Raw genomic sequence first — 21,259 nt, 5'->3', positions numbered from 1 at the left:
TCCTACGGTTCGCTGGCTGACAGCTGCAGGCGGGTAGAAGTAAGCACGCGGGCCACGCCCAGGACGCCGATGGCACCCTCGGCGTTGATGCCCTGAGTGAAGGAGTAGTGCGAACGCACGGGCTTGGCGCGGTCCACCGCAGCCATCACCTGGTCGATAAAGTCGGCGGTGGCGTCTTGCCCACCTTGACCGCTCAAGGTCAGCAGCAGCTCGAAGGTGTGGGGCTGGCCGGGCGGGTCCATCTGCCACCACTCGCGCAGCTGCACCTGTCCGCCGAAGCTGGCCACCACGTCGGCAATGCTCTGCGCGGTGCCCTTGTGCCGTTGGATCTGGAACGAGCTGGCGATGCGGGCGCGCTTGATCTGTTCCGGCCACTCGCTGTCCCAGGTGTCAACCGACACCGTCCACGCCAGGAAAGGCAGAAACTCCGCCGGGCACGTCCACGGGTTCCACAGCAGGTGGTGAACCATCGGAATGCCCATCAGCTGCGCATCGGCGCCCTCCACGGCCCGTTCCAGCGTGGTGGCATTGGGGGGCAGCAGGGTGCGCACCTCAGTCATTGGTGCCCACGTGTTCGATCACCACAGCGGTGCAGTACGCCGCGCTCTGCGGACTGACCGTGATATCTGCGGCGGGGCTGTCCAGTTGGACGCGCTGCACGCCCTCGACATGCAGCGCCGAGTACAGCGCCGAGAGCGGAACGTCACGGCCCAGCCGCTGCGACTGGCTCAGGAAAAGCCGCATGCGGCGGTTGGCCTCGGCAATGACCAGGGCGCTGTCAGGTCCGTTGAAGGTGGTCAGCTGCGCGCGGACTTCGTACGGCTCAATGGTGGCTGCCGCCACAGTCACGTGGTCGGTGAGGGGGCGCACGTTCCCGTTGAGCAGGGCCGATTCCACCGCAGCCAGCAGCTGCGCAGAGGGCGTTCCATCGCCCTCCCGTGAAAGCACGGTCACCACGACTTCGCCGGGCGAAGGGCTGGCAACGCTGGCGTCGAGTACGGCCACGTCGGCCGACAGGGTGTGGAAGATGTACGCCCCTTCGGGGCCAGCAACTGACAGGCCCTCAGGCGCGAGCTGGATGCGGCGCCGGAAATCTGAATCGCTTTCGTAGGCCGCCGGTGTGCCCGTCTCGGGATCTGCGGGGGTCAGTAGCTTTCGCTGAACCCCGTACGGTACCGCCAGGTTGTCGAGGTCGCCGCCCTGGGAGTACGGAAGAAGGAGGCCGCGAGCGCGCTGGTTGAACTGCTCTCGCAGCAGCACCTCTCGGTACGCACTGGCCTGCAGGATCTTCACCACCGGGTCGGATTCGACCACGGCGGTGTACTCCGGGCAAAGGCGGCGGAACTCAGCCAGACGCTCGGCGTAGATCGACTCGAACGAGCGCTGCTCGAAGATGTCGGGCGCCGGCAGCTTGTCGACTTCGATGGCGGTAAATGTGGACACGACAGCGCCGATTCGGGGATGCGTTTCAGCATCCCATCGCGCGCGCGCGTGGCCACCGGCTACGCCGTGTAGGGCGGGGGATTACGCTATAGACCGTCCAGATGGTCGAGGATCAGATCGCGCACCAGCTGTTCATCGGCGGGCGAGAAGCCCAGCAGGCGCCGACGTGCATAGGTAACGCGGGGCCCGCCCTTGCTGACCGCATCGCTGCGGCCCTCCTGATGGATCAGTGCAATGCGCGATACGCGGCCGGTGAAGCCGACAGCCACCTCATTGGGGGTCACACGTACGCGAAGGTGCCGCGCCTGCCGGATCTTGGCGAACATTGCGCCGCGCTTGATGCGCCCGGCCTTGGCCCGACGCAGGGGCGCGGCACGGCGCGCCGCGTAGGGTGTGCCATCGGGGTTTTTCTGCGTTGCGATGCGCTGCTGCTGTGCCCGGCGCAGCGCGGTACCGACCTTGCGCGCCAGCTTGCCGCGTTCGGCCGGCTGCAGACGCCGCAGCAGGGGCGCGGCCCAGGCTTCCAGTCGCTGCAGATCCTCGCTCATTCGGTGATCGCTGGCAGGGTGGCGATCTGGATCCCGTCCGCGACCAGGGCGCCGCCGGCCAGCGTGTCGGCGTGGGCATCCTCTGCAGGTGGCTCGGGCAGGTGCTGCAGCTGCACGCTGCCATCGGCGGCGCGGGTGACCAACACCCGTTCGGTGAGCGGCATCTTGATGGCCAGATCCACCAGGTTGTCGCCCAGCACGTCCACCTCGAAGGTGAGCTTCTCGCGGTTGGCAGGGTTGGCCAGCAGTTCGGGCTGGTGGCGGGTCAGCCACTGCAGCAGCGGCACCATGACCGCCTCGGGTGAGCTGCCAAAGTCGGTCAGCACCAGGTCCAGAGTGTAGCGGTACTCAAACGCCAGGCCCGGTCGGTAGGTGCCGGCCAGGCCACCACTGTCGACGAAGATCAGCAGCTTGTCCGGGTCGTTGGCCAGCGCGGGGACGGCGGCGACCAGGTGGTCCCGCAGCAGCTGCGGCTTCTTCATGGCGTACCTGCCTGCCGTTCAAGCTCGGCGTGCAGCTCGCGGGCCAGTTCCTGCAGGGCCACTACCTGCTCGGCGGTGGCGTGGCAGGTGGCGTAGTTGCTGGCGACGGTTTCGGCGACGGCAGAGAGCGGAGTGGCGGCGGCGGGCGCATCAGGATTTCCGGCAGGGCCGGCGGTGGGGCTGCCGCTCGCAGCGGTGTCGTGGAGCTGCACGAAGCCAGCAGGAACAACACAGGCAGCATCAGCGTTCGCGGTGACATAGATGGGAACCTCTTTGACGATGGTGTCGCCGCGCTCTTGCACCAGCTGTACGCGGTCCACGTACTTGGTCACGACGCGGGTGGTGCCTTCGGCCAGCTTGAGGCTGCTGGCCAGGGCGGCGTTGTCGGCGACGGCCTTGGCCAAGGCCGCGTTGGCCTCGTCCAGCGCGATGGTGGCGCGGCTGACGCGCGACTGCTGGCAGCTGAAGAGGCCGGCGGTAGCCAGCACCAGGGCGGCCAGTGCGAGGGCGCGGTAGAGCATCAGCGCGCCCCCAGCGCGGCCAGGGCGCGCGTGGTGCGGGCGGTGCGGTCTGCCATGCCATTGGGCGTGGCGCGGCTGCGGGCGTTGCCAAGGTTGATGACGCGGCTGACGGTCAGCACGTCGCGCTGATCGGCGTAGGTGTTGAGGCCGTTCTCTTTCCAGAACGCAGCCGCCGCCATGGCGCCGATCTCCGGCTCGATCAGCAGGCCCGGCTGTTCTTCCAGCGGCTGGCCGATCAGCTGCCCCATGCGGCGGTAATTGCCCCGGCCGGTATGCTGCAGCGGGCCACGGCCGCGGAACAGATAGCCGTCGCTGCTGGCCTCGCTACCGTTGCCGTTGCGGTTGGCGTAGACGCGGTTGCCGAGCTTTGCCGGCTGATGAACGAACCCGGCGGCCTCGGCTAGCGAGATGTACCGGCCGAACACTTCCAGCAGGCGTTCGCGGCTGTAGCTGAGCGACTCTTCGACACGCGACAGGCTCAGGCTCTCGTGGCCGACCTGTGCCAGGAAGTAGGCCGCGCGCACCGGCGTGTTGATGCCGAAGCGCCTCATGGCCGCGTTCAGCGCCTCGGCCCAGCGCTGTGCGCGCTGCAGCGGGCACTGCATGATCTGAGCGAGCAGAGCAGGGGTCAGCATGTCAGTTGCTCCCGAACAGGTGGGCCACGTTCCCACGCGCCCGATAGACCGCCACCAGCAGCACCACCAACAGTGCCAGCTGCCAAGCGGTGACGCGGGCGCCGGCGCCCTGCAGGATGATCTGCAGGGCCTGCCCACCGGTGCTGGCAATCAGCAGCCAGGCGCACCAGGCGATGCCGTGGCGATGGTTGGCGTTGGGCGCCGGCCGGTAGGTCAGCAGGCGCACGCAGATGGCGACGCAGCACAGCAGCGTGGCGGTGGTCAGTAGTTCAGCCATCGGAGCCTCCGCGCGGCAGGCGGCTCGGATCGGCGCTGCGGCTGCGCTCGATCAGGGCCAGGGTGAGGGTGATGATGGTGGCCGCACACAGGAACGCGGCCAGGCCGCTGGACGCCACGTCAAACCGGCGCATGACCTCCGTACCGCCCATGTAGCCGGCCACCACGCTGATGGCCAAGTAGATCAGCCGCTTCCAGAGCGACAGATCCTTGGCCGATACGACGAACAGGGTGGCACCGGCGAACGCGCCGATGAATGCGTCCGTCTCGATGCCCGGCAGCAGCGAGGCGAGGCCGACGCCGGTGGCCAGTGCGGCCATGCTGCCGGTGGAAGTTGGTTCGGTCATCTTCAATCCCATAGCTGGACAAGGGGACGCATCACTGCGCCGGTTGAGGGTGTCGGTACGTCTGGCAGTTCCACCACGGTGCCCATGGGCAGGACAGGGCCATGCAGGCTGATTCCATAGTTCAGCGCCATCACCCTCTCGACCATGCCGGCGGTGGTTCCGAGGTGCCGATGACACAGCGCGTCGATGGTGTCGCCCTGTAGCGAGCGGACGCGCATCAGATCAACTCCACCGTAACTCGCCGCAGCCCCTGCAGATCGCTGATGGCGTTGCGGTGATCGCGCCGCATCTCATCAATGGTCGGGGTCAGATCGTCGGCGCGTTGATTGCCCTGGGCGGTAGCGTCATAGGACCGGTAGCGCTCGTGCAGCTCCACGGCGGTGCAGCACTGCACTGCGCGCCGGTACAGCTGCAGCAGCACCGACTCTCCGTCGATCTGCTGCGCCGGTATGTCTGCCAGCGCAGCAAAGCCGTCCGCTTCCTTGCGGGCCTGCCACAACGCCAACTCCCGCGTGACCGAAGCCACGGCCAGCACCACGGTGTTGCGCAGCCGTGCCGACAGCACGTCACCCGGAACCCGGATGGCTTCGCGCAGCGCGTCCACGTCGATCTCCGGCCAGAATGCACCGGCGGTTACGGGGGCGAGCTTGGGTGCGGGTGATGCGTTGGCGGTGAAGGCGCTCATGGTGTGTCCGTAGGTCGCCGGTGGTCGGGGCGTCACACCAAGGGAGAGAGGTCTTGGTGATCGGCCCCGAGCCGGCGGGGTCGCGGGGTACGCTCGGTGTGAGGTCAGTCGTTGGACTGGCTGGCCTCGAACTTCTTCTGCAGGCGCTCGGCGCGCTTGAGGTCTTCCTTGCCGCCGCAGCTGTCATGCAGCTGGATGGCGGTGCGCAGGTCTTCGATGGCCTGGGCGACTGCGTCGGCGCTCAGTGGCGCGGCCTCGGTATCGGTGGCCAGCAGGCTGCGTCCACGCGCCAGCAGCAGACGGGCGCGCACTTCGTCGGGCATGTCCTGGCCCTCGGTGAGCGTGGCCGCCCGGTCGATCACATTCAGGTCGAACGGGGCGCTGGTCTTGAGCGCGTTCAGCGCGGCCAAGCCGATTTCCTCAGCCACCACGCAGGCCGCTGTGCGCTTGTGGGTGTCCGGCATATCCAGACCGTGGGCCAGGACGTACCGCGCAATGTCGAGGCCGGCATCGAACAGCCCGGCATCGAAGTGCCACAGCATCAGCGTGGAGACGATATCGTCCTTGCCGCCGGCGTCCGCCGACAGCACACCCTCCAGATACGGGGCATAGGACGGCAGCAGCGCAGTCTTGAGCTGAGCCTTGCCCTGCGTGGACTGGATCTGCTTCAGCCGGGCGCGGTCGGAAGCCAGGCGCACCTGCATCTGCTGGTAGATCGTGGTCCCTTCCATCAGGTTGCTGCCGGCGGTGCGCGCCGCCTCCTTCGAGGCGAGCGCACGCTTCACATGGCGGCTGGCGGGGGTGTCGACCATGGTCAGATCCCGAACTCGATGTTCTCGGCCACCGCGCCCAGACCGTAGTCCTCCACCACGTAGTCATCGTTGGACGACTCGAAGTTGGCGACGCGGTTCTTGTTCGGCTGCTCGATGATGTGACGGCGGCGCGAGGCAATCTGCCAGTACAGCGACAGGTTGCTCAGGCTGGTCACCATCAGCGACTTGGCCGGGAAGAACGGCACGATGACCGGCTGCAGGCCACCGATGCGCTTGGCGCCCAGGATCAGTTCGGCCGCGACCTTCTCGGTGGGGGCGTTGTCACGGTTGATGATCGGGAAATACTTGTCGTGCACCAGCTGGCGGCCGCAGATCACCACCAGGCTCGGATCTTCCTGATGCCACGGGTCGATCAGGTTGGCGACCAGGTCCATCACCAGGGCATCGATGTTGCCGTAATCAGCGTCGGTACCGCCCACCTTGATCTTGCCGCTGCCATCGACGCCTTCGGTCATGACACGCTCGGGCGCATGCTCGCGGTACTTCTGCAGCCAACCCTTGTTCACATCCTGCAGCATCGGATTGGCGACGCGGTCGGTGTTGATGGCGATGCTGGTGCCGTGCCAACCGATCATGATCCGGTCCAGTGCCTGGCGCTGGATGATCGCGTCGCGGATCAGGGTCTGGAACTCGGGACGGTGCGCCCAGGCGTCCAGACGGGCATAGGGCAGGGCGGTGTCAAAGTCGGTCTTCTGGCACTCGTAGGTGTTGGACACCAGCGAGGTCGGATCGGACGGATTGCGCTCGCCATTGCCGCTGGTATCGGTGCGGCCGGCAATGGTGCCGGTGATGCCAACGCCAACCTTCTGGCCCTTCAGTTCGTTCACGCCGACCATGTTGATCGCCTGCAGGAACGTGCTGCTCTCCTGCATGCGGGCTTCGAGGCTCTGCTGCACGGTCGGCTCGACAGAGAAGGTGTTGGCCACGCCGCTGACGTTGTTCAGCGTTGCAACCTGCTGGGTATAGCCCTCGAACAGGCGGCGGGTTTCGGTACGCATGGGAAGCTCCGTAGATGGTGAAAGAGAGGCCGATCAGCAGTCGGTGATGTTGGCGGCGTCCACGTCCTTGCCACCCGGAACAACCGGACGCTGGGTGAATGCCTGCGGGGTTTCGTCCAGCTTCTTGCGCAGGCCGGCGACCTGAGTGGACAGGGTCTGCACCTGCTCGCGCAGTGCGCGGTTGTCCTGGCTGAGCTTGGCCATGGCCGCATCCTGCTCACCCACCGCGCCCAGCAGCTGAGCGGCGAACTCGGCCACGTTGAACTCGGGATCTTCCTTGGCCGGTGCCGGCGCGGCCTTCTTGCCCAGGCCCAGGCTCGAAAGGAACACAGCGACCGGGCCGGGGCGGGCTTCCGGTTCATCCTCGGCGGTGAACTTGATGACCGTCTCGGTGGCTTCGGTGAACAGGTTCTCCGGGGCCTGCTTGCGGTCCTTCAGCGGGCTGTTCTCTGGGTGCTGGGCCGAGAACGCGAGCATGCTGGTGCCCAGGCTGGCGGGGGAGTCGGTCACGGCCAGGCCGAACAGGTACGCCTTTCCGCTGTCGGCGAACTCCGGGGAAATCTCGATGCTGGTAAAGACCTTCTGCTTGCGCACATTGACCATGTCGACCAGGTCATCAGTTGGCTCGACCTGGGCGAAGAGCGCCAGCTTCTTCTTGCCGGCAATCTCGACTTCCTCGGCCTTCACCGCCAGCACGTCGCCATAGGCGCGGAACGGGCTGTCCGGCAGCGTGCTGCGGAAGTGTTCCAGCCAGATGCGTGCGCCGTACACCTCCGGGTCGTAGGTTTCGGCGATGTCCGCGATCTGCTGGCGTTCGATCACGCGGCCATCGGTGGTGGCGCCTTCGACGGCGACACGAAAGAACTCGGAACGCTTCTTGGTTTTGCTGGCCATCTCGCCCTCTGCTGGTGTCGTTGCGCATCGGTTCTCGATGCGATGACCCATGGTCGAATGAGGGCGCTGTAGCGGCAACGCGGTCAGTTTGTAAGCCGCTGTTCTACGTGGGTTTTTCGTGTCGCGCGCGCGTGGCGGCGGGCAACCTGTTCACGTGACCAGCGTAGCCGAAAAACTCCACGTCGATCCACGACGCCAAGCCAAGTTCCTGTACTGGATGGGTTGGCGTGTGTGCGATATCGCCTCGCTGATCGGCGAGAAGGAAAAGACGGTCCACAGCTGGAAGGCGCGCGACGAATGGGACCGCGCAGACACCGTCGAGCGCATCGGCGGCGCATTGGAGGCACGCCTGGCCATCCTGATCCACAAGGAAGGCAAGACCGGCGGTGACTTCAAAGAGATTGATCTGCTGCACCGCCAGCTGGAACGGCAGGCGCGCATTCAACGGTACCAGGGCGGTGGCAACGAGACCGACCTCAATCCGGCGGTGGCCAACCGCAACGCGGCTCCCAAGAAGAAGGCGCGCAAGAACGAGTTCAGCGAGGAAGAGATCGAGCGCCTGCAGACGGCATTCGTAGATGGCTGTTTCGACTACCAGCGCGATTGGTACCGGGCGGGCAACGAACGCACGCGCATCATCCTGAAATCGCGCCAGATCGGTGCCACCTACTACTTCGCCCGCGAGGCGCTGATCGACGCGCTGACCACCGGTCGAAATCAGATTTTCCTGAGCGCATCCAAGAGCCAGGCGCACATCTTCCTCGGCTACATGCGCGGCTTCGTGCGTGAGGTGCTGGACCGTGACCTGACCGGCGACCCGATCACCCTGGCCAATGGCGCCGAGCTGTTCTTCTTGGGCACCAACGCCCGCACCGCACAGGGCTACCACGGCAATTTCTATTTTGACGAGTTCTTCTGGACCTACGGTTTCAACCAGCTGAACAAGGTCGCCAGCGGCATGGCGATGCACAAGAAGTGGCGCAAGACCTACTTCAGCACGCCGTCGACCATGGCGCATGAAGCCTTCGATTTCTGGACCGGTGAGCGCTTCAACAAGGGACGCTCGGTGTCCCAGCAGATCCAGCTGGACGTGAGCCACGCGCGCCTGATGGGTGGCCGGCATTGCGAGGACGCGATCTGGCGCCAGATCGTGACCGTTCTCGATGCGGCCGGCCGTGGCTGTGACCTGTTCGATATCGAGGAACTACGCCGCGACTACAGCGCCGAGGAATTCGCCAATCTGCTGATGTGCGAGTTCGTGGATGACAGCGCCAGCGTGTTCCCGCTAACCATGCTGCAGCCCTGCCAGGTCGATAGCTGGGTCGAGTGGGCGGACGACTACAAGCCGTTTGCCGTCCGTCCCTACGGCGACCGCGCCGTGTGGATCGGCTACGACCCGGCCGAGACTGGCGACAGCGCGGGCATCGTGGTGGTTGCGCCGCCACTGGTGCCTGGCGGCAAGTTCCGCGTGCTGGAACGCCACCAGTTCAAGGGCATGGAGTTCAAAGACCAGGCGGCGTTCATCGAGCAGATCACCAAGCGCTATTGGGTGACCTACATCGGCGTGGATGCGACCGGCATGGGCACCGGCGTTGCTCAGCTGGTGCGCCAGTTCTTCCCCGGCGTGACCGTCTTCAACTATTCGCCCGAGGTGAAAACGCGGCTGGTGCTGAAAGCCTATGACGTAATCAATGACGAACGGCTGGAATACGACGCCGGCTGGACCGACCTCACGCAGTCACTGCTGGCGATCCAGAAAACCATCACCCCGAGCGGGCGCCAGGTGACCTACACCGCCGGGCGCTCGCGCACCACTGGCCATGCTGACCTGGCCTGGGCACTCATGCACGCGCTGCAGAACGAGCCGCTGGAAGGCGGACAGGCTGCGCGCGGCACCATGGAGATTTTCTGATGACCGACACTGACCACGGCGCACCCAGCGCGCCGCCGGCGAGTATCGAGGCGTTCACCTTTGGCGAGGCCAGCCCGGTGCTGGAATCGCGTGGCTTCCTTGACTACCTCGAATGCTGGCGCAATGGCCGCTACTTCGAGCCGCCGGTGGATCTGCAAGGGCTGTCGCGCACCACGCGCTCCAACCCGTATCTGCACAGTGGCCTGACGTTCAAACGCAACATGCTGGTGCGCACGTTCCGGCCGCACCGGCTGCTGAGCCGCGAGGCGTTCTCGCAGCTGGCGCTGGACTACACCACCTTCGGCATGGGGTATGTCGAGCGACGCCGTGCCATGTCAGGCGCCGCACACAGCCTGGCCGTGCCGCTGGCGCAGTACGTGCGCCGTGGTGTCCAGCCCGGTGAGTTCTTTCAGGTGCGCGCCGGACGGGTAGAGCATGAGTTTCCCGCCGGTGATGTGTTCCAGCTGCGGGAGGCGGATGCCGATCAGGAGATCTACGGCCTGCCAGAATGGATGCCAGCCGTACAGGCCGCGCTGCTGAACGAGTCGGCCACGCTGTTCCGCAGGAAGTATTACAACAACGGTTCGCACGCCGGCTACATCCTCTACATGACCGACCCCCAACCCGAGGGCATGGACGTGGATGCGTTGCGAGACGCACTGCGGCAGTCGCGGGGGCCGGGCAATTTCAAAAACCTGTTCGTGCATTCGCCCAACGGGAAGAAGGACGGCCTGCAGGTGATCCCGGTCAGCGAGGTGGCGGCAAGGGATGAATTCACCGGCATCAAGAGCGTGACCCGCGATGACATGCTGGCAGCGCTGCGCGTGCCTCCGCAGTTGCTCGGCATCGTTCCGCAGAACAGCGGCGGCTTTGGCTCCATCCGGGACGCAGCGGCGGTGTGGGCGGCGATGGAGCTTGCCCCGCTGCAGACGCGCATGACTGCGATCAACGAATGGTTGGGCCAAGAAGTGATCCGCTTCAGCCCCTTCGAGCTGGGAGCTGCTGCGTGATGACTGGCGGGCAGAAGCTGCTGGGCGTCGCATGTGTCCGTCCGCTCTAGGTGCGAAAACATACGCTGTCGCTGAGCGCGCCTACGCAAGAAATGCGGTATCGATGTCAGCGGCTAGTGCGCTCGCGGCAGCACTATTTGATCTGAGCCAACTTATCGTAAGTCGATCTGCGAGAGCGTCTCGGGGTAGGTCCATCTGATGGGCGAGGGACGGGAACACCTTCTTTGCCCAACTACTACCCGAATGCCCAATTCCTGCTACGCGCGCCTTGGAGAAACAAGCCGTGATGCCGTTCAAGTAATCTTCGGTAGCGGCAATGTTGTCGTCAGTTAGAAGTAAGGATTCCGGCGCGAGGTCTCCCGGCAGTGAGAACAGTCCAGACGATGGCGAAGCGCCGATGTCTGGGTCTCGCACTCCAATTGCGCGCACCTTCATCTGCCGAAAACTCTGAACGAGGCGGTAGACGTCGTCGGTGTTTCCTACCGGGACAATAGCGCAGTTGTCCAGCAACTGTTTGTTCTTCTGGCGCAGCAGTTCTCTCAAGAACGCCTGTGCAACTGCATCCTCGACCAAGATGAGGTCCTGATTCGACTTCACCACGCCATTCAATTGGCGTGCTGCCGCAATGTACGGAGCGCGTGGTACCGCTGTGACAGCATCGTTCGCTCTAATCATCAGCAGTCGGCCATCAAGAGGTAGCGTCTCGAAAAGCTCGCCTGAATGAGTAGAGACGATGATCTGATGCCCCTTGCGATGCGACAGGCTCATCAGGTACCAGGCCAACCCTCGCTGGGCGTCGGGATGTAACGTGATTTCCGGCTCTTCCAGAAGAATGAGCGACCGGGCAGGAATGGCCTCCAATTGTCGAATCAGCGCGACAATCTTCTGCTCTCCGGCGCCCATGTGGTGTTCGCCGTACCGCTTGCCATTTTTCACCAGCTGAGGAAGATTCTCTGTCCACTGATCGGAAGCCGGTCCGACAGTGTGAATTGAGCCAGCCGTGTATCCCGCATTGAGGATCGATGAAATTGCCTGCACGACGTCCTTTGGGAGGGAGGAGCTCGCCTTTACCTTGACCTGCGCGCGATAAACATGGAGGCGGTCGCGGCGTTCGATGCGGGGAGCGAACAGCCCGATGCCAATAAACGCCACATTGCGTTTCGGATTGGTACGCGGGTAGCCCCAGCGAGTTCGGGCCTTCTGATAAGGGATCTCGACTTGCGGAGAATCATCCCAAAACGTGAAGCTCACTGAGGACCTTTCGTCGAACGCCGGGGTCTCGTCGCCAAGCGCGTTGCGCACCCAGTCTCCAATCTTGTAGACGCGCCCGCCTGTTTCCTTGACGTAGGCAGCGGAACAAAGTTGCAGCAGCGTCGTTTTTCCGCTGCCGTTGGTCCCGGCTATTGCAGTCACCGGCCAGGTGAACTCTATCTTCTCGGTTACACCGCGGACGTTGTTGATAGTCAGCGATTTCAGAACATTGCCGAAATGCCCGTTTCTGGCCTTCGGAATCGCCCAACGATCATTGATCCGAGAGATTACGTCCGCGATGTCTGATTGGGTTGCCATCTAGCATTCCTTGCGATTTGGTCGACCTACGTGGTCACTGCGGGGCGAGATTGTACAGCGTCAACCTCTCCGTACGATTCCGCCATACTGCGTACGTCTTCGTGGCTTTGGCCCTCGCGAGCGCACTCGCCTCCCGGCCAAGCAGAGGGGCGCAAGACAGATTCAGCGCGGCTGAGGCAGGCGGCTGCTGGGGGCCAACGGCTCAACCCCCAGTGCTTCCATGGTGGGCATTGGGACACCGAGGGTCGTGTTGACCTGATATAGCTGCCAATAAGCTTGGCGGCGTTCGTCTTCGTTGATGGCGGCGCTCAATGCCCTGGAGGCCTTGTAGGCCTGCTCATGGAGCATGAGCTTGTCTTTCACGCGCAGGCCCCGTGCGAACTCCAGATCTTCAGCCAAGGGAGCCACGTAGGGCTGGCGCAGTCTAGCTTCCATCGCGTTGAACGCCGATATGTAGGCCAGCTTGAACGCGAGAGCCTGCTTGCCCGTGAAGCCCATGGCCAACAGGGCGAACCCGTCACGGCTCAGGTTGTAGATCGGATCGCGCCGCACGGCGCCACTTCCAATGCCGACCTCCACCTCTGCCGCCTGGAAGAGATCCTCGGGGACCATCAGCCCAATTTTGGGCTGATGGTCCTGAGCGTCCGATTGTTCATCCACGTGCGCCTTGCTTTGCAACTGAAACTGGTCCCTCAAGTCGCTCAACAGGCTCTCTATGGCCCGCAGCACATGGCTGTGGCGCTTGTCGAAGAATGCGGCCACGTCGGTGCTGGTGGTGAAGGCACAGCCTGTGGGCGACACCCGGACAACTGGGATGGGGAGCTGATCGGTAGTGTTCATCCCCCCATTTTGCCCTCCGTCCCCGAGCGCGCGCACTCGTCTCCCCGCCACGCCTGCGCACTTCATAGGGTGCTTTTTCTGCACTCCCTGCGGCAAAGCCCAGCCCCGGCCCTGTGTGGCGTTCTCCGGGGTTTCCAGCCAGCGCCCGGCCCTGCGGTTCCCTGCGCAAGAGCGGCGCCTGCGAGGCCCTCTGCGGGCGTTCCCTGCCCCTTCTCGAAAGGCCCGATTTTTCAGGTGACCACGGGAAGGAGGTAACCAGGTAACACGCGGCCCAGAACAGGGTCTAAGCGTTTGATTTCAAAAGCATAAAGGTGGTTACCTTTTGAGGTGATGGGAGGTAATTTTCTGCCCCCTACAAGGTAATGTCATTGATTCATAAGGAATTTCTACTCTGCCGATATTACCTCCCCAAAGGGTAATCGGGTTACTCCAAGGTTACCCTATTGTTACCTTCATGAAGATCATATAAGCAATTGATTTTAAAAGTTAATTGACCGAATTCGACGGGCTGATTACCTTTGTTACCTCTTTCCCGTGGTCACCTCAAAAATCGCACTCTATCGCGCGTAAAGGGGGCCATCAGCTTCCCTGCCGCCGCACGCGCTCACGCCCGCAGCTCGCGCCCTTGTCGCAGCGCTTGCGACGCCCAGCCGTATCCTGCCGGCCATGCCGCTGCCCCCCGACTTCTACTGGACGACGCGCTCTGCCAGCCTCCCCGACGATGCCCCTACGGTCATCGCTTGCAGCGGCGTGTGGGTGGTCGTACTGATGCAACGGGTGAACGACGGGATCTGGATCGCCAGTCTTGACCGGCACCGGCATGGTCCCGGCGGGCCGTTCCGCTGGTGTACCAGCTACGAGCAGGGGCGTGCCGGCGCCGAGATGTGGGTGACCAGGCACGAGAACCGCCTGCGCGAGGATGTCGCCAAGATCGAGGCCTATCGAGAGGCGGTGCGGGCGAACAGGTTGAAGAAGCTGCACATCGAGCCGCCCTTCGGCTGGCAGGGGTAGACGCCTGCCGGCATCCGCTCAGGCTACGGGCTGCAGGAGCTGCTCGGTGTTGTTGCGTGGGGTGTTCACAGCCCGGCTCACGCGGTAAGCCTGCATAGCGGGCGGCTCGGAAGCCAGCAGCATCGCCATCGCTTCCTCCGGCTCAGCCGTGAGCCACGCGTCGAGCTGGCCAGGGTCGATCCAGACAGGCATCCGGTCGTGGATATCGGCCGACACCCCACTGCTGTCGCCGGTGATGATGGTGAAGGTGCCCAGGTTGCCGTCTGGCAGCAGCGGGCTGGTGTCCTCCCACAGGCCAGCGGCCAGTAGCGGCGCTGTGGCGTGGATGAACCAGGGATCTTTCTTCTCGTCGATCGGGCTCACCGACCACTCGTAGTATCCGGCCATGGGAATGACGCAGCGGCGTTTCTTGAACGCCGCACGGAAGGCTGGTTTGGTGGCCACCGTCTCGATCCGGGCGTTGATGGTCGAGCCCTGCAGGCCCTTGGCCTTGGCCCAGAAGGGCAGCAGGCCCCACGCCAGCCGGGTGACGTGCCGGCCTTCGCCCCGATCCAGAATCACCGAGGCGCGCTGTGTCGGCGCGAGGTTGTAGCTCGGCTGGATCTCGGCCAGGCCGGGTGCGAGGTCAGCCAGACCCGGCTGGCCGAAGTCGACAACGGGGAGCTGAACGAATCGACCACACATGGCGCGCGTTAGGCTGGGATCGCGCTGGGCAACGTCGGGGCCAGCATGTGGTCGCATTCAACAAGGCGCGCGTTGCTGACGGCCTGACGCTCGCCGCAGCCAGCGCACGCGAGCAGCGTGCCCCCTGGCATTGTCTCGAGCTGCGGCGCTTTGGTATGGGTGATGTGCTTGCAGCGGTTGCAGCGGACGCTGAGGGCGGTCACGCGGTCGAGGTTGCCATCGATGCTGCGTACAGCATCAAGGTCTAGAACGTAGAAAAGTCCTGTATCAGGCATTGCTGTGCACCAGAAAATTTTGCGCATGCTGCAATGTCGCGTGCCTCCATCTTGTGACGAAGGCCCGTATTCACCATCACTTATTACTGAACCGTTGTGCAGAGCGTCGCTACCTCACGCTCGCATGAGCCCGCTGCTGATAGGGTCGTGGCTCATCAAGGAGGTGCGCCATGCCTATCAGGGCGGTTGTATATGTGAGCAGCGCTGGCGAGGCGATCGCCGGCGACAAGCTGGGCCTGTCCAACGGAAAGCTGGATCAAGTTGTGGACGACGCGGCCCGGTTCAACCGTAATGCTGGCGTTACGGGGGTGCTCCTCTTCGATGGCGAACGCTTCCTCCAGTACTTGGAGGGGCCCGAAGACGGGCTGTCTGTGTCCTATTCCCGAGTGCTCGGCGCCAGCAGCCACGACGGTATTGTCGAGCTGCAGAGGGGCAGGGTGGGGCAGCGCCGGCTGCCGTTCTGGCCGATGAAGTGGCTTCCTGTGGAACCGGAAGAGCTGCGGCGCTTGGCCCAGGCGGACTGGACGCGGTTCAACCAGCGCGGTGATCCCGAGGATGCAAATGCCACGGCCATGGATCTGTTGGTCGCGCTTGTTGAGCCCTTCGCAATCGCCGCTTGAACCAGGGCAGCTAGATCGACGGGCGGAACAGTTGTCTGGACCGCTCGGCTACGCCCTCGATGTACTGAGTGAACTCAGCGCCATTCTCGCCGTCAGGTAGAAGTACGTCTGCGGTATGTTCGATGGCGTGCAACGCTTCCAGGTCAAGCCGCCCAGCTTCAATTGCGGAAATCATGCCGATGCACTCAAGGATGCCGTACCGGACGACGTTGGTCACATCCAATAGTGCCCGCAGTTGTTTCCGGTGTTCCGCACCGAACAGTGCTGATACGCGGTTCATCACCGCCTCGATCTCCGCCGCGTGGCCACCGACGCTGAGGCTGTGAAGGCGAAGCTCATATGATTGCTTCGTGAGGACGCGGTTGGACACGACTCTTTGATCCACTTCATAGCCTGACGGCGATGCCCGAGCCACGGTTAGCGAGTCTGTCAGTCCTTCAACTGCAATGAGCACTTTCTCCGCAAGCTCAGCATTTCGCTTGAATCGAAGCTCCTGCTGCCAGCGGTTTACACCCCACGCTGCCACAACCGCCGCCAGTAGCGCGGCCCAACCTTGAATCATCGTGCCAGTGGATGCCCAATCGACAGCATAGCCATGGGTACCGGAGACATACCCACCAAGGCTGCCGGCGAGTACGCCAAGCAGGCACAGTCCCGTTTCCTTTGTGGTCAAGCGCATCTTCATTGCGGTTCGGCTCCTGATGGGACGCGATGCAGCGATTCCGGTCGCAGCTGGGTGTAGCGCTTCAGCTCATTCCACGATTCGTGGAGGGTGACAGAGGCCACCTCGGGGATATCGTAGCCCTGCTCGAACAGCCGCGATGTGGCTTCGTGTCGGAGATCGTGGAAGCACAGATCCACGATGCCTAAACGGATGCAGGCCCGCGTAAATGACGTGCTGATCGATTTCGTGTTGTAGGGGAAGATCCGGTCTTCCCCCTCGGTCCGCGGCTGCCGCTGCACGATTGACCAGGCATCACCCAGCAGCGCAAACCGCTTATGGTTGCCCGCCTTTTTCCTTGGATGCTTGGCGTCACGCAGGAGGATGGTCCGCGTGGCCACGTCGATGTCTGACCACAGTAGGCGGGTAATCTCGCCTTCGCGTTTCGCCGACAGAATCGCGAAATCGATGATGTCCGCCATCGGAATCTGCGAGCGCCAGGCCGCCTGCATGAAATGGTCGCGCAGCTGCTTCAGCTCCGCATCGGTCGGCCTTCGGTCGCGCCGCTTGGACTTCCCAACCAGCCCAAGCAGCCGCAGGGCGGGGCGGGCCTCCGCGACTGGGTCCACCAGCAGCTTTACGCCTTTCAGGGGTGCGGCCAGCTTCAGCAGCTCGGAAAGGTAGCCCAGCTCTACGTTCATGGTTGCCGGCGAGCAAGCTGGGATAATGGCCCCCTTGCCGGTCATGTGGTTTCCGGTGACCCGGCGCCGAGCGTGCTCGATCACGTCGCCGGCGGTAAGTTGTCTGGCCGCGATGTGCCCCAGGCTCTCCTGCAGGCGGGTCATGTTGCCGGACTGTGTCTTCGACACCGCCTTTACGCTGGCCAGGGTCTCCGTGCGCCAGGCGATGAGTTCGTTGATCGTGGTTTCGTCGCCGGCGGTCCCGCCTCGCGCTTCACGGTCGGCCATCTCGCGTTCTACGCGGTCAGCCCAGGTCTTAGCGGCGGTCTTGGTGGGGAATGTGCGGGTTTGTTCTTTGTGGCCCTTGCGGCGCACCATAGCGCGCCAGCGGCCGTTCCGATTCTGCAGCGTTGCCATCGTTGTGCCAGTCCGTGTTGTGCCAAGGCCGGCTTGGCACACGGATGGTACAGATGAATGGGAATCACCGGGAAAAATTGGGAAAAATTGGGTGCTTTGCTGTGCCCCTGACAGGTCTTAAGTATATGAAAACGTTGAAAAGTGATGAAATTCGCCTGTCCGTGGCCCCCATGATGGACTGGACCGACCGCCATTGCCGCGTGTTCCACCGCGTGCTGGCGCCGGGTGTGCGCCTGTACACGGAAATGGTGCACGCCAATGCGGTCATCCACGGCGATCGCGAGCGCCTGCTCGGCTTCGACCGCAGCGAGCAGCCGCTGGCGCTGCAGCTGGGTGGCAGTGATCCGGCCCTGCTGGCGCAGGCCGCACGCATCGCTGCCGAGTGGGGCTACGACGAGGTCAACCTCAACTGCGGCTGCCCATCCGACCGCGTGCAGGCCGGCCGCTTCGGCGCCTGCCTGATGCGCGAGCCGGCGCTGGTGGCCGACTGCGTGGCGGCGATGGTCGACGCGATCGAGATCCCGGTGACGGTGAAGTGCCGCCTGGGCGTGGACGAGGACAACGACTATGACGTGTTCGCCGCCTTCGTCGACCGCCAGGTCGCCGCCGGTGCGGCGATGGTGGTGGTGCATGCGCGCAATGCCTGGCTGAAGGGCCTGTCGCCGAAGGAGAACCGCGAGGTTCCGCCGCTGAAGTACGACTGGGCCTACCGTCTGAAGCAGGAGCGCCCGGCGCTGCCGGTGGTGCTCAATGGCGGCCTGGCCACCATCGAGGCGGTGCAGGCGCAGGCCGCGCACGTCGATGGCGTGATGCTGGGCCGCGCGGCCTACCACGACCCCTACCTGCTGCATCAGCTGGAGGCGCTGCAGACCGGCGCCCCGCTTCAGGCCCGCGGCGACCTGCTGCGCACGCTGCGTCCCTACGTGGAAGCGCGCCTGGGCGAAGGCCTGGCGCTGAAGCACATCACCCGCCATCTGCTCGGCCTGTTCCACGGCCAGCCCGGTGGCCGCGCGTTCCGCCAGGTGCTGAGCGAGGGCGCACACCGCCCGGGCGCCGACTGGAGCCTGGTCGAGCAGGCGCTGTCGGTCACCGAGCGCGAAGCCGATCGCGCTGCAGCGTGACCGCAGTCACATTCCTGACTTGACAAGGGACGGCGATTCGTTCCGAATGTTCACCTAGCTGAACATCGCAGGGCTGCGACCGGAAAAGTTCAGACCGGATTCACTGCCCCAAACCAAGAATTTGCAAAGGATTTGTAAAGCGCCGGGTCCCGAACCCGGCATCCGGATTTACGACTTTTGAACGAATCGCCGTGCTCGGCTAGGATCGCATCGATGTCTTCCGCTCCCTTCCATTGCCGCATTGCCCTGGCCACCTGCGTGGTGCTGTCGGCTGCGCCGCTGTCTTCGGCGCTGGCGCAACAGCCGCCGCGCGGCGAGCAGGCACGGGCGGAAATGATGGATCGGGGAGAGCGCGGCAACCGTGGCGACGAGCGTTCGCTGTCCGATGCCGTGCGCCGCGTGCAGCGCAGCACCGGCGGCCACATCCTCGGCGCCGAGCGCGTGCCGTTCGATGGTCGTGATATCAACCGGGTGAAGTACATGGACGACCGGGGCCGGGTCCGCTACATGGACGACCCCGCCCCGTCGCGTTCACAGCCGCGCACGCCGCGGTCGGATATGTCATCACTACGCGGCGATAACCCCTGAACAGGGATAGTCGTCGCTATCAACCCGTACCCCACAGGCCTCCGGGCCACACCCAGGACACTAGGGAGAGTTCATGCGTATCCTTCTGGTCGAAGACGAAGCCCCGCTGCGTGAGACCCTGGCAGCCCGGCTCAAGCGCGAAGGCTTTGCCGTCGATGCTGCGCAGGACGGCGAGGAAGGCCTCTACATGGGGCGCGAAGTTCCGTTCGATGTCGGCATCATCGACCTCGGCCTGCCCAAGATGTCGGGCATGGAGCTGATCAAGGCCCTGCGTGACGAAGGCAAGAAGTTCCCGGTACTGATCCTGACCGCGCGTTCGAGCTGGCAGGACAAGGTCGAGGGCCTGAAGCAGGGCGCCGACGATTACCTGGTCAAGCCGTTCCACGTCGAAGAGCTGCTGGCCCGCGTCAACGCGCTGCTGCGCCGCGCCGCCGGCTGGAGCAAGCCGACCCTGGAATGCGGCCCGGTCGCCCTGGACCTTGCTGCCCAGACGGTCAGCGTGGCCGGCAGCAATGTCGACCTGACCAGCTACGAGTACAAGGTGCTGGAGTACCTGATGATGCATGCCGGTGAACTGGTCTCCAAGGCCGACCTCACCGAACACATCTACCAGCAGGACTTCGACCGCGACTCCAACGTGCTGGAGGTCTTCATCGGCCGCCTGCGCAAGAAGCTGGACCCGGATGGCGAACTGAAGCCGATCGAGACCGTGCGCGGTCGCGGCTACCGTTTCGCGATCCCGCGCAACGAGGGCTGAGCCGGCTCACCCTGGCGATAACACGATGTCCGGCCGTCTGTGGTTCTTCCGACGCTGGCGGCCGCGCTCACTGCAGGCGCGCCAGATGCTCGCCGCGTCCGTGGGCCTGGTCGCGTTCCTGGCGCTGGCCGGCTACGCGCTCGACGCCGCCTTCGCCGATACGGCGAAGGCGAACCTGCGTGAGCGCCTGAAGAACTACGCCACCTCCTACGCGGCCGGCATCGACTTCACCCGCGACCGCTCGCTGTACATCCGCGAGCAGCCGCCGGATTCGCGCTTCGACGTACCCGGCAGTGGCCTGTACCTGCAGGTGGTGATGCCGCACGGCAAGGGCAATTCGATGTCCGCCGAAGGCCCGATGCTGCCCACCGTGGGCGGCGGCCTGCTGGCACCGCGCCAGGAAGTGTTCGAAGGCCCGCTGCCGATGATCCAGATCGATGGCAGCCAGGGCTCGGTGTACCGCTATGGCCTGGGCCTGGTGTGGGGCGCCGACGCCGACCCCGCCACTGAATTCCCCTACACCATCTATGTGATGGAAGACTCGCGCGCGCTGGGTGCGCAGCTGCGCGTGTTCCGTGGCCGCGTCTGGTTCTACCTGGGCGGCATCGGCCTGATCCTGCTGCTGCTGCAGACCGTCATCCTGCAGTGGAGCCTGCGCCCGCTGCGCCGGGTGATCACCGAGCTGACCAAGGTGCAGCGCGGCGAGACCGAGCGCATGAGCGAGCGCCACCCGCGCGAGCTGGAACCACTGACCGACAGCATCAACGCCTTCATCGAAAGCGAGCGCGAGAACCTCGAGCGCCAGCGCAACACCCTTGCCGATCTGGCGCACAGCCTGAAAACGCCAATCGCGGTACTGCGCACGCAGATGGACAGCGGCGCCGGCGACGGTGCGCTGCGCGAAGAACTGGACGTGCAGCTGCAGCGCATGAACAACCTGGTTTCGTACCAGCTGGCACGCGCGGCCTCGTCGGGCCACAAGCTGTTCTCCGCGCCGCTGCCGATCGAGTCCAACGCCGAGGAAATCGTGCGTGGCCTGGAAAAGGTCTACGCCGCCAAGGGCGTGCTGTGCGAATTCGATATCGACCCGGCCGCGCGCTTCCACGGCGAACCGGGTGACCTGCAGGAACTGCTCGGCAACCTGCTGGAGAACGCCTTCAAGTGGGCCAACCGCCGCGTGCTGCTGACCGCGCAGCCGCTGCCGGCGCCGAACGCGCGCCGTGCCGGCCTGCTGCTGGCGGTGGACGACGATGGCCCGGGCATCGCCCCGGATGACATCGGCAAGGTGCTGCAGCGTGGCGTGCGTGGCGACGAGCGCGTGCAGGGCCACGGCATCGGCCTGTCAATCGTGCAGGACCTGATCAAGGACTACCGCGGCGAACTGGCCGTCGGCCGTTCCAGCGAACTGGGCGGTGCCCGCTTCGAAGTGCGCTTGCCGCCCGGGCCGTAAAC

At 64.5% G+C, this 21,259-nt stretch carries 27 protein-coding genes; 9 read left to right on the top strand and 18 right to left on the bottom strand.

Features of this window, described 5'->3' with window-relative positions:
- Positions 1-2: 2 nt before the first annotated feature.
- The 13 genes from AB839_RS06950 to AB839_RS06890 form a co-directional block, all read right to left on the bottom strand.
- Positions 3-560 (bottom strand): phage tail protein I, encoded by a 558-nt coding sequence (locus tag AB839_RS06950; RefSeq protein WP_061478804.1) that lies wholly within the window; start codon positions 558-560, stop codon positions 3-5.
- Entirely contained in the window at positions 553-1,443 is an 891-nt protein-coding gene (locus AB839_RS06945; protein WP_061478803.1) for a baseplate J/gp47 family protein, read from the bottom strand. Before AB839_RS06945 ends, AB839_RS06950 begins: the two co-directional genes overlap by 8 nt.
- An 86-nt stretch (positions 1,444-1,529) precedes the next feature.
- Entirely contained in the window at positions 1,530-1,991 is a 462-nt protein-coding gene (locus AB839_RS06940; RefSeq protein WP_049419449.1) for a phage virion morphogenesis protein, read from the bottom strand.
- Positions 1,988-2,473: a phage tail protein gene (locus AB839_RS06935; protein ID WP_061478802.1), complete on the bottom strand. Its 486-nt coding sequence runs from the start codon at positions 2,471-2,473 to the stop codon at positions 1,988-1,990. Before AB839_RS06935 ends, AB839_RS06940 begins: the two co-directional genes overlap by 4 nt.
- Positions 2,470-2,994 (bottom strand): hypothetical protein, encoded by a 525-nt coding sequence (locus tag AB839_RS06930; protein ID WP_061478801.1) that lies wholly within the window; start codon positions 2,992-2,994, stop codon positions 2,470-2,472. Before AB839_RS06930 ends, AB839_RS06935 begins: the two co-directional genes overlap by 4 nt.
- Positions 2,994-3,629 carry a glycoside hydrolase family 19 protein gene (locus AB839_RS06925; RefSeq protein WP_061478800.1) on the bottom strand — a complete coding sequence of 212 codons (636 nt, stop codon included), beginning with the start codon at positions 3,627-3,629 and terminating at the stop codon, positions 2,994-2,996. The genes AB839_RS06930 and AB839_RS06925 overlap by 1 nt, the downstream gene beginning before the upstream one ends.
- A 1-nt stretch (position 3,630) precedes the next feature.
- Positions 3,631-3,906, bottom strand: a complete 276-nt coding sequence (locus AB839_RS06920; protein ID WP_014648128.1) for a phage holin family protein — start codon at positions 3,904-3,906, stop codon at positions 3,631-3,633.
- Positions 3,899-4,252 (bottom strand): putative holin, encoded by a 354-nt coding sequence (locus AB839_RS06915; protein WP_049405104.1) that lies wholly within the window; start codon positions 4,250-4,252, stop codon positions 3,899-3,901. The genes AB839_RS06920 and AB839_RS06915 overlap by 8 nt, the downstream gene beginning before the upstream one ends.
- A gap of 2 nt (positions 4,253-4,254) precedes the next feature.
- Positions 4,255-4,470 carry a tail protein X gene (locus AB839_RS06910; RefSeq protein ID WP_014648126.1) on the bottom strand — a complete coding sequence of 72 codons (216 nt, stop codon included), beginning with the start codon at positions 4,468-4,470 and terminating at the stop codon, positions 4,255-4,257.
- Positions 4,470-4,937, bottom strand: a complete 468-nt coding sequence (locus AB839_RS06905; protein WP_061478799.1) for a head completion/stabilization protein — start codon at positions 4,935-4,937, stop codon at positions 4,470-4,472. Before AB839_RS06905 ends, AB839_RS06910 begins: the two co-directional genes overlap by 1 nt.
- A 104-nt stretch (positions 4,938-5,041) precedes the next feature.
- A complete protein-coding gene (gpM, locus tag AB839_RS06900) occupies positions 5,042-5,749 on the bottom strand; it encodes a phage terminase small subunit (protein WP_061478798.1) in 708 nt (235 codons plus the stop codon).
- A 2-nt stretch (positions 5,750-5,751) separates the two neighbouring features.
- Positions 5,752-6,768 carry a phage major capsid protein, P2 family gene (locus tag AB839_RS06895; protein WP_061478797.1) on the bottom strand — a complete coding sequence of 339 codons (1,017 nt, stop codon included), beginning with the start codon at positions 6,766-6,768 and terminating at the stop codon, positions 5,752-5,754.
- A 33-nt stretch (positions 6,769-6,801) separates the two neighbouring features.
- Entirely contained in the window at positions 6,802-7,662 is an 861-nt protein-coding gene (locus AB839_RS06890; protein WP_061478796.1) for a GPO family capsid scaffolding protein, read from the bottom strand.
- 154 nt (positions 7,663-7,816) lie between these two features.
- Between AB839_RS06890 and AB839_RS06885 the strand changes: the two genes are divergently transcribed.
- Together AB839_RS06885 and AB839_RS06880 are read left to right on the top strand one after the other, a co-directional pair.
- Positions 7,817-9,574 (top strand): terminase ATPase subunit family protein, encoded by a 1,758-nt coding sequence (locus tag AB839_RS06885; RefSeq protein WP_061478795.1) that lies wholly within the window; start codon positions 7,817-7,819, stop codon positions 9,572-9,574.
- Positions 9,574-10,584, top strand: coding sequence for a phage portal protein (locus AB839_RS06880; RefSeq protein ID WP_061478794.1), 1,011 nt, complete (start codon positions 9,574-9,576; stop codon positions 10,582-10,584). The genes AB839_RS06885 and AB839_RS06880 overlap by 1 nt, the downstream gene beginning before the upstream one ends.
- An 81-nt stretch (positions 10,585-10,665) precedes the next feature.
- Here AB839_RS06880 and AB839_RS06875 read toward each other — a convergent pair whose 3' ends face one another.
- Both AB839_RS06875 and AB839_RS06870 read right to left on the bottom strand, forming a co-directional pair.
- A complete protein-coding gene (locus tag AB839_RS06875) occupies positions 10,666-12,153 on the bottom strand; it encodes an AAA family ATPase (protein WP_061478793.1) in 1,488 nt (495 codons plus the stop codon).
- A gap of 162 nt (positions 12,154-12,315) precedes the next feature.
- Positions 12,316-12,993, bottom strand: a complete 678-nt coding sequence (locus tag AB839_RS06870; RefSeq protein WP_061478792.1) for a Rha family transcriptional regulator — start codon at positions 12,991-12,993, stop codon at positions 12,316-12,318.
- A gap of 666 nt (positions 12,994-13,659) precedes the next feature.
- On the opposite strand from AB839_RS06870, the gene AB839_RS06865 reads away from it, so the two are divergent.
- Positions 13,660-14,004 (top strand): hypothetical protein, encoded by a 345-nt coding sequence (locus AB839_RS06865; protein ID WP_061478791.1) that lies wholly within the window; start codon positions 13,660-13,662, stop codon positions 14,002-14,004.
- An 18-nt stretch (positions 14,005-14,022) separates the two neighbouring features.
- On the opposite strand, the gene AB839_RS06860 is transcribed toward AB839_RS06865, so the two are convergent.
- Entirely contained in the window at positions 14,023-14,688 is a 666-nt protein-coding gene (locus AB839_RS06860) for an SOS response-associated peptidase (RefSeq protein ID WP_061478790.1), read from the bottom strand.
- Between the two features lie 47 nt (positions 14,689-14,735).
- Here AB839_RS06860 and AB839_RS21445 point away from each other — a divergent pair, with 47 nt between their 5' ends.
- Together AB839_RS21445 and AB839_RS06850 are read left to right on the top strand one after the other, a co-directional pair.
- Positions 14,736-14,936, top strand: coding sequence for a hypothetical protein (locus tag AB839_RS21445; protein ID WP_156476625.1), 201 nt, complete (start codon positions 14,736-14,738; stop codon positions 14,934-14,936).
- Between the two features lie 197 nt (positions 14,937-15,133).
- Positions 15,134-15,583, top strand: coding sequence for a BLUF domain-containing protein (locus AB839_RS06850; RefSeq protein ID WP_061478788.1), 450 nt, complete (start codon positions 15,134-15,136; stop codon positions 15,581-15,583).
- Positions 15,584-15,593: 10 nt separating this feature from the next.
- Here the strand turns inward: AB839_RS06850 and AB839_RS06845 are convergent, their stop codons facing one another.
- Together AB839_RS06845 and AB839_RS06840 are read right to left on the bottom strand one after the other, a co-directional pair.
- Complete coding sequence (locus AB839_RS06845) at positions 15,594-16,268, bottom strand: hypothetical protein (protein ID WP_061478787.1); 675 nt, start codon at positions 16,266-16,268, stop codon at positions 15,594-15,596.
- Positions 16,265-17,341 carry a site-specific integrase gene (locus tag AB839_RS06840; RefSeq protein ID WP_061478786.1) on the bottom strand — a complete coding sequence of 359 codons (1,077 nt, stop codon included), beginning with the start codon at positions 17,339-17,341 and terminating at the stop codon, positions 16,265-16,267. Before AB839_RS06840 ends, AB839_RS06845 begins: the two co-directional genes overlap by 4 nt.
- A 125-nt stretch (positions 17,342-17,466) precedes the next feature.
- On the opposite strand from AB839_RS06840, the gene dusA reads away from it, so the two are divergent.
- The 4 genes from dusA (at position 17,467) to AB839_RS06820 (ending at position 21,257) form a co-directional block, all read left to right on the top strand.
- Positions 17,467-18,462, top strand: a complete 996-nt coding sequence (gene dusA / locus AB839_RS06835; RefSeq protein WP_061478785.1) for a tRNA dihydrouridine(20/20a) synthase DusA — start codon at positions 17,467-17,469, stop codon at positions 18,460-18,462.
- A gap of 213 nt (positions 18,463-18,675) precedes the next feature.
- Positions 18,676-19,050, top strand: coding sequence for a hypothetical protein (locus AB839_RS06830; protein WP_005420623.1), 375 nt, complete (start codon positions 18,676-18,678; stop codon positions 19,048-19,050).
- A 73-nt stretch (positions 19,051-19,123) separates the two neighbouring features.
- Complete coding sequence (locus AB839_RS06825) at positions 19,124-19,807, top strand: response regulator transcription factor (protein WP_004136763.1); 684 nt, start codon at positions 19,124-19,126, stop codon at positions 19,805-19,807.
- A 25-nt stretch (positions 19,808-19,832) separates the two neighbouring features.
- Positions 19,833-21,257 (top strand): sensor histidine kinase, encoded by a 1,425-nt coding sequence (locus tag AB839_RS06820; protein ID WP_061478784.1) that lies wholly within the window; start codon positions 19,833-19,835, stop codon positions 21,255-21,257.
- The last annotated feature ends 2 nt before the right edge of the window (positions 21,258-21,259 follow it).

This window comes from Stenotrophomonas sp. DDT-1 (assembly GCF_001580555.1).
Classification (GTDB): domain Bacteria; phylum Pseudomonadota; class Gammaproteobacteria; order Xanthomonadales; family Xanthomonadaceae; genus Stenotrophomonas; species Stenotrophomonas sepilia.
This window is presented reverse-complemented; position numbering and strand designations above follow the sequence as displayed.

What these genes read in the sequence shown, in the direction of transcription:
- AB839_RS06950 (WP_061478804.1), bottom strand. Translation starts at nt 560, where the DNA reads ATGACTGAGGTGCGCACCCTGCTGCCCCCCAATGCCACCACGCTGGAA.
- AB839_RS06940 (WP_049419449.1), bottom strand. Translation starts at nt 1,991, where the DNA reads ATGAGCGAGGATCTGCAGCGACTGGAAGCCTGGGCCGCGCCCCTGCTG.
- AB839_RS06935 (WP_061478802.1), bottom strand. Translation starts at nt 2,473, where the DNA reads ATGAAGAAGCCGCAGCTGCTGCGGGACCACCTGGTCGCCGCCGTCCCC.
- AB839_RS06930 (WP_061478801.1), bottom strand. Translation starts at nt 2,994, where the DNA reads ATGCTCTACCGCGCCCTCGCACTGGCCGCCCTGGTGCTGGCTACCGCC.
- AB839_RS06925 (WP_061478800.1), bottom strand. Translation starts at nt 3,629, where the DNA reads ATGCTGACCCCTGCTCTGCTCGCTCAGATCATGCAGTGCCCGCTGCAG.
- AB839_RS06920 (WP_014648128.1), bottom strand. Translation starts at nt 3,906, where the DNA reads ATGGCTGAACTACTGACCACCGCCACGCTGCTGTGCTGCGTCGCCATC.
- AB839_RS06915 (WP_049405104.1), bottom strand. Translation starts at nt 4,252, where the DNA reads ATGACCGAACCAACTTCCACCGGCAGCATGGCCGCACTGGCCACCGGC.
- AB839_RS06910 (WP_014648126.1), bottom strand. Translation starts at nt 4,470, where the DNA reads ATGCGCGTCCGCTCGCTACAGGGCGACACCATCGACGCGCTGTGTCAT.
- AB839_RS06905 (WP_061478799.1), bottom strand. Translation starts at nt 4,937, where the DNA reads ATGAGCGCCTTCACCGCCAACGCATCACCCGCACCCAAGCTCGCCCCC.
- gpM (WP_061478798.1), bottom strand. Translation starts at nt 5,749, where the DNA reads ATGGTCGACACCCCCGCCAGCCGCCATGTGAAGCGTGCGCTCGCCTCG.
- AB839_RS06895 (WP_061478797.1), bottom strand. Translation starts at nt 6,768, where the DNA reads ATGCGTACCGAAACCCGCCGCCTGTTCGAGGGCTATACCCAGCAGGTT.
- AB839_RS06890 (WP_061478796.1), bottom strand. Translation starts at nt 7,662, where the DNA reads ATGGCCAGCAAAACCAAGAAGCGTTCCGAGTTCTTTCGTGTCGCCGTC.
- AB839_RS06880 (WP_061478794.1), top strand. Translation starts at nt 9,574, where the DNA reads ATGACCGACACTGACCACGGCGCACCCAGCGCGCCGCCGGCGAGTATC.
- AB839_RS06875 (WP_061478793.1), bottom strand. Translation starts at nt 12,153, where the DNA reads ATGGCAACCCAATCAGACATCGCGGACGTAATCTCTCGGATCAATGAT.
- AB839_RS06870 (WP_061478792.1), bottom strand. Translation starts at nt 12,993, where the DNA reads ATGAACACTACCGATCAGCTCCCCATCCCAGTTGTCCGGGTGTCGCCC.
- AB839_RS06865 (WP_061478791.1), top strand. Translation starts at nt 13,660, where the DNA reads ATGCCGCTGCCCCCCGACTTCTACTGGACGACGCGCTCTGCCAGCCTC.
- AB839_RS06860 (WP_061478790.1), bottom strand. Translation starts at nt 14,688, where the DNA reads ATGTGTGGTCGATTCGTTCAGCTCCCCGTTGTCGACTTCGGCCAGCCG.
- AB839_RS06850 (WP_061478788.1), top strand. Translation starts at nt 15,134, where the DNA reads ATGCCTATCAGGGCGGTTGTATATGTGAGCAGCGCTGGCGAGGCGATC.
- AB839_RS06845 (WP_061478787.1), bottom strand. Translation starts at nt 16,268, where the DNA reads ATGAAGATGCGCTTGACCACAAAGGAAACGGGACTGTGCCTGCTTGGC.
- AB839_RS06840 (WP_061478786.1), bottom strand. Translation starts at nt 17,341, where the DNA reads ATGGCAACGCTGCAGAATCGGAACGGCCGCTGGCGCGCTATGGTGCGC.
- dusA (WP_061478785.1), top strand. Translation starts at nt 17,467, where the DNA reads ATGAAAACGTTGAAAAGTGATGAAATTCGCCTGTCCGTGGCCCCCATG.
- AB839_RS06830 (WP_005420623.1), top strand. Translation starts at nt 18,676, where the DNA reads ATGTCTTCCGCTCCCTTCCATTGCCGCATTGCCCTGGCCACCTGCGTG.
- AB839_RS06825 (WP_004136763.1), top strand. Translation starts at nt 19,124, where the DNA reads ATGCGTATCCTTCTGGTCGAAGACGAAGCCCCGCTGCGTGAGACCCTG.
- AB839_RS06820 (WP_061478784.1), top strand. Translation starts at nt 19,833, where the DNA reads ATGTCCGGCCGTCTGTGGTTCTTCCGACGCTGGCGGCCGCGCTCACTG.